The following is a 14,467-nucleotide window of genomic DNA, read 5'->3' as shown; positions in this document are numbered from 1 at the left end:
CATAATATATGGCAGAAGATAAAATAAAGGCACAGACCGCTGATGCTGCCGACAAGATGAAGGCCCTCGAAGCTGCGATGCAGAAGATCGAGAAGACTTATGGTAAGGGCTCGATCATGAATATGGCGAGCCAGACTGTCGAGGATATCGAAGTGATACACTCAGGCTCACTTACCTTGGACATCGCACTCGGTGTGGGTGGTTATCCCCGTGGACGTATCGTAGAGATCTACGGTCCCGAATCTTCGGGTAAGACGACACTCGCCATCCACGCCATTGCCGAAGCACAGAAGGGTGGCGGTCTCGCCGCCATCATCGATGCCGAACACGCCTTCGACCGCTTTTATGCGGAGAAGCTCGGTGTCGACCTTTCGAGACTCTGGATCTCTCAACCTGACAACGGAGAGCAGGCACTTGAGATTGCAGAACAACTCATCCGCTCCTCAGCCGTAGACCTCGTGGTCATCGACTCGGTAGCCGCACTTACCCCCAAAGGTGAGATCGATGGAGAGATGGGAGACAACAAGGTAGGCCTCCAGGCTCGTCTCATGTCTCAGGCACTCCGCAAACTCACAGGTTATATCAACAAGAGCAACACCACATGTATCTTCATCAACCAGTTGCGCGAAAAGATCGGAGGCTATGGCAACCCTGAGACCACTACCGGAGGTAACGCTCTCAAGTACTATGCATCCGTACGTATAGAGATCCGTAAGAGCACCCAGATCAAAGATGGAGAAGAAGTCTTCGGGCATCTCACCAAGGTCAAGGTTGCCAAGAACAAGGTTGCTCCTCCGTTCAAGAGAGCAGAGTTCGACATCATGTTTGGCGAAGGGATCTCCAAGGTCGGAGAGATCGTTGATCTTGGTTCGGATCTCGGAGTAATCCGCAAAAGTGGCTCATGGTACAACTACGAAGACACTCGCCTCGGTCAAGGACGTGAGGCTGCCAAAGAAACCCTAAAGACCAATGTAGACCTTGCCGACCTGATAGAAAGCAAGATACATGAGGCGATAAAGGGGACTTCCGAAACCAAAGAGTGATCTCAACCCGAATAACAAAATATTTTTATTATCTAAGCGAGATAAATATGTTTTAGAACACTACAAAAAGTTTGCATCTCATCTTGAAAAAGAAGACCTTTGTAAAGTCAAAAAAACATAACCTAATCAATCTTTCTTACCTAATATCCTAATATTTTGTGGAACATAAGGCAGGGACTGTGCGTGATGTATAGTCCCTGTCATGTTTTTTGTACCTCAGTCATCTGACAGAGCCGATCGCACAGCCATGACAAACGCTCATCAAAAGACAAAAGTCGTAAGACTGACCACAAAGATAAGGCACGAATTTGCCCTCCGAGTAGATTATAGTCGGTTACGGTCGATTATAGTCAATTATCGTCGAGTATAACCTCATCGCACTCGCTCGAAGCCATAAAACACCTTATTCGAGAGAAAGCTTTATCTCTCTTACCCCTTCTAACCAAAGCAGATATTCACAATCATTAAGAGCCACACAACTCTTGCAAAGACAAACTCAAACCCATGAATGTTAGGATGTTGTTTTGTATCTTTGTAGTCCGAAAAAACAAGAATCCGAATGACAGGGCGAGAATACTACACACATACAAAAGAGATCCTGCGGGTCGGTCTGCCGATCATGTTGGGTCAGCTCGGGATCATCCTCGTAGGCTTCATCGACAACATCATGGTCGGTCATCACAGTACGATGGAGCTCGGCGCGGCATCTTTTGTCAATAATTTCATGAACCTTGCCTTCATCTTCGGACTCGGTTTTTCCTATGGTCTCACACCACTCATCTCTGCAGCCTTTGCAGGACGGAGCGACAGAGACCGACTGCACCTTCTCCTTTCCAACAGTCTCTTTGCCAACGGTCTTGTGGGCATTCTTCTCACGGTCATCATGGCGATCATAGGCTTCAATCTCCATTGGCTCGGTCAGCCGGTCGAACTTACCGAACACATCCTCCCCTACTACGGCATACAAGCCGGATCGATCATCATAGTGATGCTCTTCAACGCCTACAAGCAGTATGCCGACGGCACGGACAGAGCCACGACAGCGATGAAGGTGATGCTCCTCTCGAATGTGATCAATGTCCTACTGAACTATCTCCTCATCTTCGGGAAGTTTGGTTGTCCCGAGCTCGGGCTCATCGGCGCAGGCCTTGCCACACTCACGGCACGCATCTTCTGCCTTGTGGCGATGATGTGGCTTCTTGCTCGCAGGCAAGCAGATGTTGAGAAGTATAGGCCACTCAACTCAGGGCTTGTGAGATACAACAAGCAAGCCTTCATGCACCTCTTCAAGCTGGGCACACCTGTTGCTCTGCAGATGGGAGTAGAAGCCGCTTCGTTCAGCCTTGCGGTCATCATGGTCGGCTGGCTCGGATCCATCGCACTTGCAGCGCATCAGATCATTGCCGTCATCTCGACCCTCGGATTCATGTTTTTCTATGGACTCTCCTCTGCTGTGACAATAAGGATGAGCCGCTATTACGAAGTCGGCGATGTCCCCAAGATGCGAGCAACAGTCACCACAGGGCTCACCCTCCAGCTCCTCATGGCCATCAGCTTTGTCATCCTCCTCCTTCTCACACGACACATCATCGGGCGCATCTTCACACGGGACGAAGAACTTGTCTCCATCGTCGCGACCCTCTGCATCCCCGTGATGGTGTATCAGTTTGGCGATGTCCTTCAGATCCTCTTTGCCAATGCCCTACGAGGACTACGAGATGTCACCTTTACGGCAGTCAGTGCGATCATCTGTCACGTACCTCTCGCCTTGGGTCTCGTGTATCTCTTCGCCTTTCCTCTCCGACTCGGACTTCTCGGCGTATGGATGGCTTTCCCCGTCAGTCTGACGACGCTCGGTATATTGCTGTATCTACGCTACCGCCACGTCATGCGCAAGCTCGAAAACTCCATGGCAAAGGCCTGAAAAGATCAGACAAGACAGGAAATCCCATTAAGATCGGAGGCACAAAACCCTACCGATCGGGATCGTCGTATCAAAAAGCCACGTCACTCCTCCTCTTGTGCCATATCCATGGCAAGAGCGAAGACCTCCTTGAACATGGAAGCCTCACGATCCTCATCCGCTTCGAATGAGAGAGGGAACTGTGGCAGGTCCGACAGAGCCGTGTTGAGTGTCTCTCCAAAAGCCTTCAGATTGCGTGTGTAGTAGACCCACTCCTTGAGCCCTTCTCCCGTGCACGAATAAGCCAGGAGTGCCAACTTGTTACGCTCCAGTGCAGGCGAAAGTGCAGTCTCGAAGGCCTCCATCTCCGCTCCCACCGCATCTGCGGGCATCCCCCTGCGATCGCCCTCATAAGCCCAACGTATCTCTATCCGATAAGGATACTTTCCCGTTTCGAGGTGGGGCATGAGTTCTTTCCGTACGAGGAGAAACCTCATGAGTTCGGGATTGTGCTCGCCCTCCAAGAGGACCGTCAGCATCTCGTCACTAACCTTTGCCATAATAATGAGTTTTATAGTTTTGGAGGATTATTGGTTTGGTCTGCCACCGATCTTCTGTACTGTGCCAGCTGGAAGGCATTGACCACATTTTGCCATATCACGTAGAAAGATGGGATCACGGACACCACGGGGTTCATGAAGGTCAAGCCCATCCATATCGCAAGGACGGTATTCTTCTGTCCCAGAGCCTGTCCGCTATTGACCGGCAGAGTCCCCATCCGCCGCCCTATCGATCGCCCGATGACAAACGTAAGGAGACACACCACAAAGACACTCAAAGCAATGACCACACCATACTGCAAGGTGAGCTCGCCATGCTCTTTGAAGAAGCGTATCGTGTTTGAGGTGATGATCACGAGAGAGAAGCACCAGAAGTAGAAGGTCCAGCCCGCATACTTTGCCAACCGATCATGCACCTTGGGTAACCCAAACCGAAGCCCCCAGATGAGGACAATAGGCATGATCAGCAGGAGCGAGACCTTCGACAGTATCTGCAGCACCGTGGCGAGATAACTCAGCCCCGTGTCGGGATACAATGATGAGAGCATGGGCGGAGCAAGCAGGCTCATCGCCACATTTCCGATGATGAGCGAAGCGATGATGAAGCCCATATTTCCGCCCATCATCGCCGTGATGACCGAAGCCGACACCGCCGTAGGCGTCAGGATGATGAGAGCCAAGCCCTGTGCCAATATCTCATCCCAAGACCTAAGTGCGAAGTAGATCCCGACACCCAGCACCCACTGGGTCACGAAGAGGGCTATGTGCACCTTGGACATCTTCACATCCGAAGGTGCTATGCGCGTATAACTCAGAGAAAGCATCACAAACATGATGTACGGCAGGAGGAAAGCCAACTTGTACGCCCACGGCGACAAGAAGACACCCACGACCATAGACCACAGCAGTGCATAGTCCTTGAATATCCGATAGATCTGCATGGAAGACATAGAGAGGGTGATGATAAAAGAGAGAGACCCAATCCGAGATGATTTCCGGGTTGGGTCTCCTTGTGTTCAATGAGTTGTCTCGCAGGGATTCGAACCCCGAATTAAAGAGCCAGAATCTTTCGTGTTACCGTTACACCACGAGACAAATTCTTCGCCACGAATTATTTCTTTTTCTGACTAAGCGATGCAAAGGTAACAACTTTCCCGCACATCCACCCTATCAAAGACAGTTTTTTTCATCATCTTCATCGACCTGAGCCCCGAAAAAGTAACCAAAAAGATCGCAAAAAACACTATCTTTACTCTGTATGAGGATAGTTATCACCGTTTTACGAATGCTCTCGGGGCTATTATTACCATGCCTGCTCACCTCCTCGCTCCATGCTCAGGAGTATGACTGGGCACGGCTGAAGCGTTATCGTCCGACGCACCCTTACGATGAGGATATGGGGTATGTGTTGCTTGATATGCTTTCGGCTTCGGAGAGCAGTAGGTCTCCCGTCCTCCGTCGCCTGCCATCGATCGCTTTCGGACCGACGGTACGTGTCGGTTGCTCCACACTTCTGGGTCTCGATGGGGTGGCGAACCTCTTTCCGGACTTTAACGATGTCGATGGACTTTGGCTGGGATATGAGATGCAGCTCGATCACAGTCTCAGCGAGGGGCGAAAGATCATGTTCCGCACTTCACAGAACTACACCTTGAAGACTCGTCGGTGGTTCAGCGAAAACAATATCCTCATCTACCACAGCCCGAAACGTGACGGTCTGCTTGTCCTCTCCGGCGGACACACCTCTCGTGAGACCGTGCACATGGCTCCTTACGAACTCTTTACGGAACAATATGTGGGGTTGCCCGGCACCAACAGCGACATCCACCACTATCGGAAGTGGTACGTCTCGACGAGACACAAGCTCTACCTCAGTCCACACTTCAGATACTCTGCACTCCTCCAGTATGAAGATAGAAGCCCCCAAGTCTTCGGCACAGATCTCGTGCGACACCGCGCACTCACTTCCGAACTCCGACTGATCTACAACCTCAAGCGAAACCATAAAGAACGCCCCTCTTACCCTACCCCGATCGTCATGCCTGCCGGACAAGATGGCATAGAAGCTGGGCTCACCCTGCGCGCCGGGATCACACCGACAAAGACGGAGGATACGCCCTTCAGTGAGTATAAGATGTGGGAAGTAAGCCTGCGCTCGGCACAAGCCTTCAGTCCGAACCACAAGGTGGACTTCTTGATCATCGGAGGGAGCTTTTGGGATCAAGGGTGGCAGAGCGATGCGGATATGCGACACTTCCCGAGACTCAGTCTGATGGGACGGAGCAACTTGGGAGAGTCATGGCACACCCTGCCTGCCGAGTGGATGGGGACAAAACGATGGATGGCCACGGGGATCAACTACTATGCCAATCATTTTCTCCTGGGACTGTTTCTCCCCGTCGATGAGGGACTGCACCTGCGCAGCCTCCACCTCTCGGGCAACAAGGATTATATCGAAGGGGGGTATTCGGTCGGGTTCGGACGAATGGCAAGGATAGGCCTCTTCGTCGGCAGCGACCTTGTCGAGCCTCCCAACGTGGCTGTACGGATCAGCCTGCCGTTCATCTATCTCATCAGCACCTGGAGCGAACGCTACTAAGCGTCGACTGTCCGATCATCCGAGAGGGTGACGCTCACGATCTGCTCTTCAACCTTTTCTCTACGGCATCGGCATAAGCCTTCGCCTTCTTTTGCCCCTTCTTACTTGAGCTGAAGTTATCGAACAAAAACAACTCCGGGATGTGCGTAGCCTTGTCGGTGACGGTGATCTTTCCGGTACCGGCCTCACGAGCCAAGACGAGTTCGTCATAGACTTCGCCGGTATATTGTAGCGAAGTATAGTGGATCGTGTCGGGGGTCACTCTGACAGTCTGATAGAGCTGAATACCTGAGCCGAGACGATCATGTATGGGAGCGAAGCCGTTGCGGTAGAGCTTTGGCGAACTACAACTGATCAGGTAGACCGGAGCGGTACGTCCCCCATCCTCAGCCGGTGTGGTGATGCGCGAATAAGCATGATCGTGCCCCTGAAGGACGAGATCCGCGCCATACTCGACAAGGATGGGTTTGAATATGTACTGCATCACGGGATGACTCCGCCCTGCACGGACACAGTGCACCGCATGGTGATACATCACGATCTGCCAAGGTTGTGTCGAAGCCTTCAGCACCTCCTTGAGCCATGCTCGGTGATTCCATATATCAGAGGGCGAATTGATCCCGTTGCTGTCTATGACGACAAAGCGCGCAAGGGGGAAGTCGACATAATAACTACGCCCCTCGAAATCTTCGGGGCCGTTGGCAGGATAATTATACTGTGGCACCCAGCGTGGGTCAAGTTCTCGAGCAAATCCCTTCTTGAGGTACTCGTGGTTGCCTGTCGAGACGATCATGGGCATCTCGTCAGTGTACCCCTTCCAAGAGTCGTACCACACACGCCAATACTCATCCGTGGGTCCTTCGATCTGATCCCCTGCAAGGGCAAAAAAGTCGGGACGGACACTACCCGCCTGTCCTCTGAAAAGGTCAAAAAGCCCGGTGCTCATCTCTCCATCCGGATCTTGGACATCACCGAGATAGACGAAGTTCATCACCGAGTCGAGCATCGCAGGCATAGCCATACTGAGGACTTTCTCGTGATCCTCACCGACACGCAGACGGAGCTGATAGACCTCTCCCGGTGTCAGTCGAGAGAGATGGGCGTGATAGTACGCACCCTGCCCCGAACGACTTCGGATCACATCGCCCGAAGCCTCGATCACCTGCCATGCCGTATCGACAAGGCTATCCTTGAGTGCTCTGAAAGCGAGGGTCGCAGGTCGCTCCTCCTCGCCACAGAGCCAAGAGACCGTGCGTTCCGTCTCGAAAGCCTGTCCCGGCACTATCGTCACTCGTGCAATACTGTCGGGCACCGTGTAAGGGTCTTCGGGACTGTTTGCAAACCATGCGCTCCACCGCATCTTGAGCAGGACGCCCGAGGCTATGAGGAGCACCAATATAATAATGAGTGTGATCTTCGTTTTCTTGTACTTGGTCTTTGCCATGAGTTACCTCCTTTTTTGTTTAAGACAGCACGAAGTTAGTCTATTTTAAGCAAAAAATCATCACCCCTCCCGGAACCGGCACCTCACCTCCGCGAGATTCCCCGATGCCCCCCCCAAAAAAGTCGTTAGATTCGTTTCATCGATCTTTACGACTTTCGATCGAAAGTCGTAGAACTTGATCTCGAGGATCCAAAGACTGTCTTTCAGCCTTACGAAGGGCTCATATTTTATCATTTACAACACATAAAAAATCGAGCTTATTCACAAAAAAGCAAGTCGAAAAATATCTGTAGAGGATTTAATTGCCTTTATCAAATAAATAGGTAAATTTACTCGACGGCGATGAGAGATATCGCTCCCTATCGCGTATATCAGGATATACAAACACATACATTGAAGTAAGATGAAGATTGGACTATTTATCCCCTGCTACATCAATGCCGTGTACCCCAATGTAGGCATAGCTTGCTACAAGCTCCTCAAGGGGTTGGGGCTGGATGTGGACTATCCATTGGATCAGACGTGTTGCGGACAACCGATGGCCAATGCGGGGTTCGAGGGCAATTCCTTGGAGCTCGCCAAACGCTTTGAGACCCTCTTCGAGGGCTATGACTACATCGTCGGGCCAAGTGCCAGCTGTGTCGCCTTTGTCAAAGAAAATCATCCTCGCATCCTCGGAGACCATGATCACGAGTGCACGACAGAGAAGCGTATCTACGACATCACCGAGTTTGTCCACGATGTCATCAAACCCCAACACCTCTCAGCCTCCTTCCCCCATAAAGTAAGTATACACAACAGCTGTCACGGTGTACGTGAGCTCGGGCTGTCATCTCCATCGGAGCTTACCACCCCTTATTTCAACAAGATACGTGCCCTACTCGAAAAAGTGCAGGGGATAGAGGTCGTCGAGCCCGGCCGGATCGACGAGTGTTGCGGCTTCGGCGGTATGTTTTCGGTCGAAGAGCCGGAAGTCTCCGTCTGTATGGGTAAGGACAAGGTGAGAGACCACATGGCGACAGGGGCGGAGTACATCACGGGGGCAGATAGCTCGTGCCTCATGCACATGCAGGGCGTCATAGACAGAGAGCAACTACCGATCCGTACGATACATTTTCTCGAAATCTTAGCAGGGCAATAAACACTATGAGTACTTCACACGCTAAGGCTGCACGCCTGTTTTTGGAAAAGAAAGAGAATGCCACTTGGCACGATCAGACTCTGTGGATGGTACGTGTCAAGAGGGATAAGATGAGCAAGAACATCCCCGAGTGGGAGCAACTGAGACATACGGCTCGCGACCTGAAGCTGTACAGCACCTCACACTTGGCAGATCTCATCGAGGAGTTTGAGCGCAACGCTCGTGCCAATGGGTGTCACGTACACTATGCCAAGGACGCGGATGAGTATTGTGCCATCATCGAGAAGATCCTCCGTGATCATGATGCAAAGAAGCTCGTCAAGAGCAAGTCGATGCTGTCGGAGGAGTGTCATCTCGACGACTACCTCATGGACAAGGGCTTCGATGTCGTCGAGACCGACCTTGGTGAGCGTATCTTACAACTCATGGATGCCAAGCCCAGTCATATCGTCATGCCTGCCATCCACCTCAAGAGACAGGCGGTGTCGGATCTGTTTGCGGACAAACTCGGATCGGAGAGAGGCAACTATGACCCCACCTACCTCACCCATCAGGCTCGAAAAGCTCTGCGTGAGGACTTCCTCAATGCCGATGCGGGTATGACGGGGGGCAACTTCGCTGTGGCTGCGACCGGTGAGGTCGTCGTCTGCACCAACGAAGGGAATGCCGACATGGGTATGGCTTGTCAGAAGCTCAATATCACGGCCTTCGGGATCGACAAGATCATCCCTGACTTGGAGAGCCTGTCGGTCTTCACTCGCTTGCTGGCACGCTCGGCCACAGGTCAGCCGGTGACGACCTACACCTCGCACTTCGGTAAGCCGCATGAGGGTGGCGAACAGCACTTCATCATCGTGGACAACGGACGGAGTACGATCCTCGGACAACCCGAGCACCGCAAGACGCTCAACTGCATACGCTGTGGTGCGTGTATGAACACTTGCCCCGTCTATCGTCGCAGTGGAGGGTATTCGTACAGCTACTTCATCCCGGGCCCTATCGGCATCAACCTCGGTATGCTCAAAAATCCACAAGATTATAGCGGTAACGTATCGGCCTGCTCCCTCTGTCTGTCTTGCTCTTCGGTCTGTCCGGTGATGGTCGACCTTGGCGAACAGATCTATGTGTGGCGACAGAAGCTCGACGGCTTCGGCCGTGCCAACAAGGAAAAGAAGCTGATGAGCAAGGGGATGAAGATGATCATGGAGAGCCCCACATTGTTCTATACTTCCCTGAAGTTCGCACCACTCGTAAATAAGATGCCCCGTGCCCTCGTTTACAATGGGCTCAACGCTTGGGGCAAGGGACGAGAGTTGCCGAAGTTTGCCGGAGAGACCTTCAACGACTGGTGGAAACGCAATCACAAAAAATGACGATAATGGACAGCAAACAATATATACTGGATAGCCTACGCAAGAATACCAAGGAGGTATTCGCTCGTCCCACGGTGACGATAGATCACATCAAGTACGAGGACAGGATAGGGCAGTTCAAAGCCATCCTTGAAGCGGTCGGAGGACTCGCCTACGAGATAAAGGAGGGTGAGGATCTCTCCGAAGTCATCACAAGGCTCTTCCCTGAAGCAAAACGTATAGCGAGCAACCTGGAGGGGGTGACTTGTGCGACGTTCAACCCCGACGAAGCATCGACACCACGCGAACTCAACGGTACCGACCTCGTCGTCTTCAGGGGGGACATAGGTGTCTGCGAAAACGGAGCGGTGTACTACGAACAAGCCTTCCGCCACCGTGCCATATACTTCATCGCCGAGGCGATCTGTGTCATCCTCGATAAGTCGAAACTCGTAGATACGATGCACGAGGCTTATGCCCTTGTGGGCAACGAGCTCAAGGGTGAGTTCAGAGGCTTCATCTCAGGACCCTCAAAGACGGCGGACATCGAGCAGTCTCTCGTCATGGGAGCACACGGTGCAAGGCAGTGTGTCGTGCTCCTGATCTGATAAGGAGATCATTGTACTTTTTATTCCAACCAATAATTTATCACTATGGCAGTCATCCTATCTATCTTTCCGATCCTGCTGCTCTTCGTGCTGATGCTGGGGTTCAAGATGCCCGGACACAAGAGTGCTCTCATCACCCTCATTGCGACACTCCTCATAGCCTTCTTTGCTCCGGCACATATATGGGATGCTCCGGGAGACTACTACCGATGGGGCGTCGGATGGGCTCTCGTAGAAGGGCTCCTAAAAGCGACATTCCCCATCCTGATCATCATCCTGATGGCGATATACAGCTACAATGTCCTCTTGGAAAGCGGAGAGATAGAGGTGATCAAGAGACAGTTTACCTCCCTCACCGATGACCGTAGTGCGATGGTGCTCCTCCTTGTGTGGGGCTTCGGCGGACTCCTCGAAGGGATGGCGGGCTTCGGGACTGCCGTTGCGATCCCTGCGGCAATACTGATTTCGTTGGGATTCAAGCCGGGCTTCAGTGCTCTGGTCTCTCTGATCGCCAACAGTGTGCCTACGGGATTCGGAGCAGTGGGTGTACCGGTGATCACGTTGGCCAACGAAGTGGCTCCTACGGGTGTGGCGACTCCCGAGGCCATCAGCGATATTTCGTCGAAGGTCGTCCTTCAGCTGTCTCCGTTGATGCTCCTTGTCCCCTTCGTCATCCTCATGCTCACAGATCGCAGTACAAAGTCGATCGTCAAGAATCTCCTCCTCTCCCTATGGGTGGGAGGTATATCTTTCGCCGTCCAGTACTTCGTGGCTCTTTATCTCGGTGCGGAAGCCCCTGCCATCCTCGGAAGTATCGCGGCAATCATTGCGATCATCATCTACACCAAACTCTTTGCACCAAAAGCCGAAAAGGGTGAGAAGTTCACCGCAAGACGACTCTTCAAGGCATGGAGCGTGTACCTCTTCATCCTTCTATTTATCCTCATCTCGGGGCCATTGGTAAAGCCTCTGAACACCTTCTTGCGCAGTACCCTTGTATCCAAAGTACATCTACCTATCTATGCGGAGGGTAAGTTCTTCGCCTTCGGGTGGCTCTCCAATGCCGGGCTCATGCTCTTCCTCGGTACAGTCATCGGAGGTATGATCCAAGGGCTGAGCTTCAAAAAACTCATGAGCATCCTCGCTCGGACTATAGTGAACCTCCGCAAGACAATCATCACGATACTCAGCCTTGTGTCCATCGCTTCGGTGATGAACTATGCCGGCATGATCCTCGTGATCGCATCGGCTCTTGCCTCTGCCACAGGGAGCTACTATCCGCTGTTTGCGCCACTCATCGGAGCGATAGGGACGTTCGTGACCGGTAGTGACACATCATCCAACATCCTCTTCGGCAAGCTCCAAAACAATGTGGCGGCTCAGCTCAATTATCCTGATGCCAACTGGCTCGTGGCGTCCAACACCACCGGAGCGACAGGTGGGAAGATCATATCCCCCCAGAGTATCGCCATCGCTACGGCTTCGTGCAACATGCCGGGTAAGGACGGAGAGATCCTACGGTCTGCTCTCCCCTATGCCCTTGGCTACATCATCCTTGGTGGATTGATGGTCTTCTTTGGACTCTGACGGCAACATAAGGTCGAGGCACAAAACAACAACTCCGGTGTCATAGTTACCCTATGACACCGGAGTTGTGTGTATATTATGCCCCATCCGTATTATTGTTATCTCAGACACTCTTTTCACAAGAGCTATCCCTATACCCTTTTCTTCGTTTGGGCTAAAAATACACATCCTGCCACAGCAGACCGAAGTCACGTAGTAGCAGGATGGGTAAAAAAGAAGGTTGTCTCACGACAACCAATCTTCCATTGTTAACCTTAAATCTAATACCATGAAAAACACACTGCAAGTTTACGCACTTTTTGGGGAGTATGCAAGAGTTTCCATGGTTTACAGGCTTATATTTTCAATTATTTAACCATGAATGCAAAAGAACCCCACTCAGGAGAGGACTCCTTAACACTTACAGTTAAGCTTTTTCACATTCTGAAACGGCACATCAATTGCGCTCAAACTTTGCACGCTGCGCCTTGATGAACTCTGCCTGATCCTCCTCGGTGGGGACAAAAGACTTGTGATCATTCATCGCCTCGATATACTTACGATCCTCAGCAGAGAGTTTCGATGGAATATGAACATTGACGGAAATGAGTTGATCCCCCGTAGAGTAGCCTCTGAGCGTAGGGAGCCCCTTGCCTCTAAGCCTTAGGATCTTGCCGGGCTGAGTCCCGGGCTCGATCGTGATCTTGACCTTTCCGTCGAGTGTAGGGACCTCGACCTTGTCACCGAGGATAGCTGTCGACAGCGGAAGAAGAAGGCTGTAAAGAATATCGTTGCCATGTCTGATGAACTGTGGATCTTCGACCTCTTCGATCAAGACAAGGAGATCGCCATTGGGACCACCATTAGGCCCTGCGTTACCCTTATCGGAGACACTGAGGGTCATGCCACCACTGACACCGGCTGGGATAGAGAAGGAGATGACCTCTTCTCCATTTTCGAGTCCTGTCCCCGAGCACTTATGACATTTCTTGGTGATCATCTCACCCGTACCGTTACAAGTAGGGCACTCTGACTGTGTCTGTATCTGACCAAGGAAGCTGTTTTGCACTCTTGTCACAACACCGGAGCCATTACAAGTCGTACAGGTGGATACATCCGATGGAGACTCAGCCCCGGAGCCGTTACAGTGAGAGCAATGCACTTTCTTCTTGACCTTGATCTTCTTGTCAAGTCCCGTAAGGATCTCACGCAAAGTCATCTTGACGGTGACGCGGATATCGCTACCGGGGCGGACCGTACGCCCACCACCAAAACCGCCAAAACCACCGAAACCGCCACCGAAGCTGCTACCAAAATGCCCACCAAAGATGTTGCCAAACTGTGAGAAGATATCCTCCATGGACATCCCCCCACCGCCGAAGCCTCCACCGGCAGCACCTCCGACACCTCTGTGTCCGAATCTATCGTACGAAGCACGCTTCTGAGCATCGCTGAGCACCTCATAAGCCTCTGCTGCCTCTTTGAACTTCTCCTCGGCTTCTTTGTCTCCGGGATTCTTGTCCGGGTGATACTTGATTGCCGTCTTACGGTATGCTTTCTTTATCTCCTCATCTGTCGCCGTCTTGGAGACACCGAGGACTTCGTAATAATCTCTTTTTTCTGCCATCTTAGTACACAGATATTAGTTAGTTACCCACGACCACCTTGGGATGTCGGATCACCTTATCGTTGAGGCTGTAGCCCTTCTTGATGCAGTCGATGATCTTGCCTTTCTGTTCAGGCTCTGTCACCGGTACCATCGCCACGGCCTCATAACGCTCGGAATCAAACTCCTCACCTATCGTAGGGATCTCGACCACACCTTGGCTCTTCATCGTCGACATGAACTTGGAGTGGATAAGCTCGACACCCTCTTTGACCCCTTCCATGCTTGTGGCACCGTTGATGTTTGAGATCGCGAGCTCGATATCGTCAGCAATCTCCAAGAATCCGGTGACGACACGCTCCCCTCCTGACTTGATGAGTTCGGCTTTTTCCTTGAGGGTACGTTTTCTAAAATTATCGTACTCAGCCATAAGGCGTAGATAAGAATCCTTCAGTTCGTCGTACTGCTGCTTGAGAGACGTCATTTCGTCAGTCTCTCCTGCCTCTTTGTCGGTTTCTTCAGAAGGGGTGTCACACACGGGAGTCTGTTCATCCACTTCAGCCTGAAGGTTTTCCTGTGCCTCGTGATCGTTAGTACACTTTTTTTCTTTCATTACTATATATGATAATCTATTGTTATACAAAA

General features: G+C 51.7%; 12 protein-coding genes and 1 tRNA gene. 7 read left to right on the top strand and 6 right to left on the bottom strand.

Translation table 11 applies throughout. The features are described 5' to 3' along the window. Positions 1 to 8 precede the first annotated feature (8 nt). Positions 9 to 1,043 (top strand): recombinase RecA, encoded by a 1,035-nt coding sequence (gene recA / locus EL262_RS08085; RefSeq protein ID WP_025836598.1) that lies wholly within the window; start codon positions 9 to 11, stop codon positions 1,041 to 1,043. A 559-nt stretch (positions 1,044 to 1,602) separates the two neighbouring features. Beyond that, on the top strand, positions 1,603 to 2,967 hold the full coding sequence (locus tag EL262_RS08080) for an MATE family efflux transporter (protein ID WP_078735456.1): 1,365 nt from the start codon (positions 1,603 to 1,605) through the stop codon (positions 2,965 to 2,967). Between the two features lie 83 nt (positions 2,968 to 3,050). Here the strand turns inward: EL262_RS08080 and EL262_RS08075 are convergent, their stop codons facing one another. From EL262_RS08075 to EL262_RS08065, 3 genes are all read right to left on the bottom strand, one after another. After that, positions 3,051 to 3,506, bottom strand: a complete 456-nt coding sequence (locus tag EL262_RS08075; RefSeq protein ID WP_025836596.1) for a DUF695 domain-containing protein — start codon at positions 3,504 to 3,506, stop codon at positions 3,051 to 3,053. A gap of 11 nt (positions 3,507 to 3,517) precedes the next feature. Next, positions 3,518 to 4,456: a bile acid:sodium symporter family protein gene (locus EL262_RS08070; protein WP_025836594.1), complete on the bottom strand. Its 939-nt coding sequence runs from the start codon at positions 4,454 to 4,456 to the stop codon at positions 3,518 to 3,520. Between the two features lie 74 nt (positions 4,457 to 4,530). Continuing rightward, positions 4,531 to 4,601 (bottom strand) — tRNA-Gln (locus EL262_RS08065). A 163-nt stretch (positions 4,602 to 4,764) separates the two neighbouring features. Between EL262_RS08065 and EL262_RS08060 the strand changes: the two genes are divergently transcribed. Further along, entirely contained in the window at positions 4,765 to 6,105 is a 1,341-nt protein-coding gene (locus EL262_RS08060; RefSeq protein WP_126464406.1) for a DUF5686 family protein, read from the top strand. A gap of 34 nt (positions 6,106 to 6,139) precedes the next feature. Here EL262_RS08060 and EL262_RS08055 read toward each other — a convergent pair whose 3' ends face one another. Further along, a complete protein-coding gene (locus tag EL262_RS08055; protein ID WP_078735455.1) occupies positions 6,140 to 7,549 on the bottom strand; it encodes a metallophosphoesterase family protein in 1,410 nt (469 codons plus the stop codon). 403 nt (positions 7,550 to 7,952) lie between these two features. Between EL262_RS08055 and EL262_RS08050 the strand changes: the two genes are divergently transcribed. From EL262_RS08050 to EL262_RS08035, 4 genes are read left to right on the top strand one after another with little or no spacing between them, the layout of a single operon-like run. After that, positions 7,953 to 8,690, top strand: a complete 738-nt coding sequence (locus tag EL262_RS08050) for a (Fe-S)-binding protein (protein WP_025836589.1) — start codon at positions 7,953 to 7,955, stop codon at positions 8,688 to 8,690. Between the two features lie 5 nt (positions 8,691 to 8,695). After that, the gene (locus EL262_RS08045; protein WP_078735454.1) at positions 8,696 to 10,063 is read left to right on the top strand and encodes a lactate utilization protein B; all 1,368 of its coding nucleotides are present in this window, start codon (positions 8,696 to 8,698) and stop codon (positions 10,061 to 10,063) included. A gap of 5 nt (positions 10,064 to 10,068) precedes the next feature. After that, positions 10,069 to 10,650: a LutC/YkgG family protein gene (locus EL262_RS08040; protein ID WP_025836586.1), complete on the top strand. Its 582-nt coding sequence runs from the start codon at positions 10,069 to 10,071 to the stop codon at positions 10,648 to 10,650. Positions 10,651 to 10,695: 45 nt separating this feature from the next. Beyond that, positions 10,696 to 12,237, top strand: coding sequence for an L-lactate permease (locus EL262_RS08035; RefSeq protein WP_025836584.1), 1,542 nt, complete (start codon positions 10,696 to 10,698; stop codon positions 12,235 to 12,237). A 436-nt stretch (positions 12,238 to 12,673) separates the two neighbouring features. On the opposite strand, the gene dnaJ is transcribed toward EL262_RS08035, so the two are convergent. Both dnaJ and EL262_RS08025 read right to left on the bottom strand, forming a co-directional pair. After that, on the bottom strand, positions 12,674 to 13,843 hold the full coding sequence (gene dnaJ, locus EL262_RS08030; protein ID WP_025836582.1) for a molecular chaperone DnaJ: 1,170 nt from the start codon (positions 13,841 to 13,843) through the stop codon (positions 12,674 to 12,676). A gap of 19 nt (positions 13,844 to 13,862) precedes the next feature. After that, positions 13,863 to 14,435 carry a nucleotide exchange factor GrpE gene (locus EL262_RS08025; protein ID WP_025836580.1) on the bottom strand — a complete coding sequence of 191 codons (573 nt, stop codon included), beginning with the start codon at positions 14,433 to 14,435 and terminating at the stop codon, positions 13,863 to 13,865. Between the last annotated feature and the right edge of the window lie 32 nt (positions 14,436 to 14,467).

Origin of the sequence: Porphyromonas cangingivalis, from assembly GCF_900638305.1 — a bacterium.
Taxonomy (GTDB): domain Bacteria; phylum Bacteroidota; class Bacteroidia; order Bacteroidales; family Porphyromonadaceae; genus Porphyromonas_A; species Porphyromonas_A cangingivalis.
This window is presented reverse-complemented; position numbering and strand designations above follow the sequence as displayed.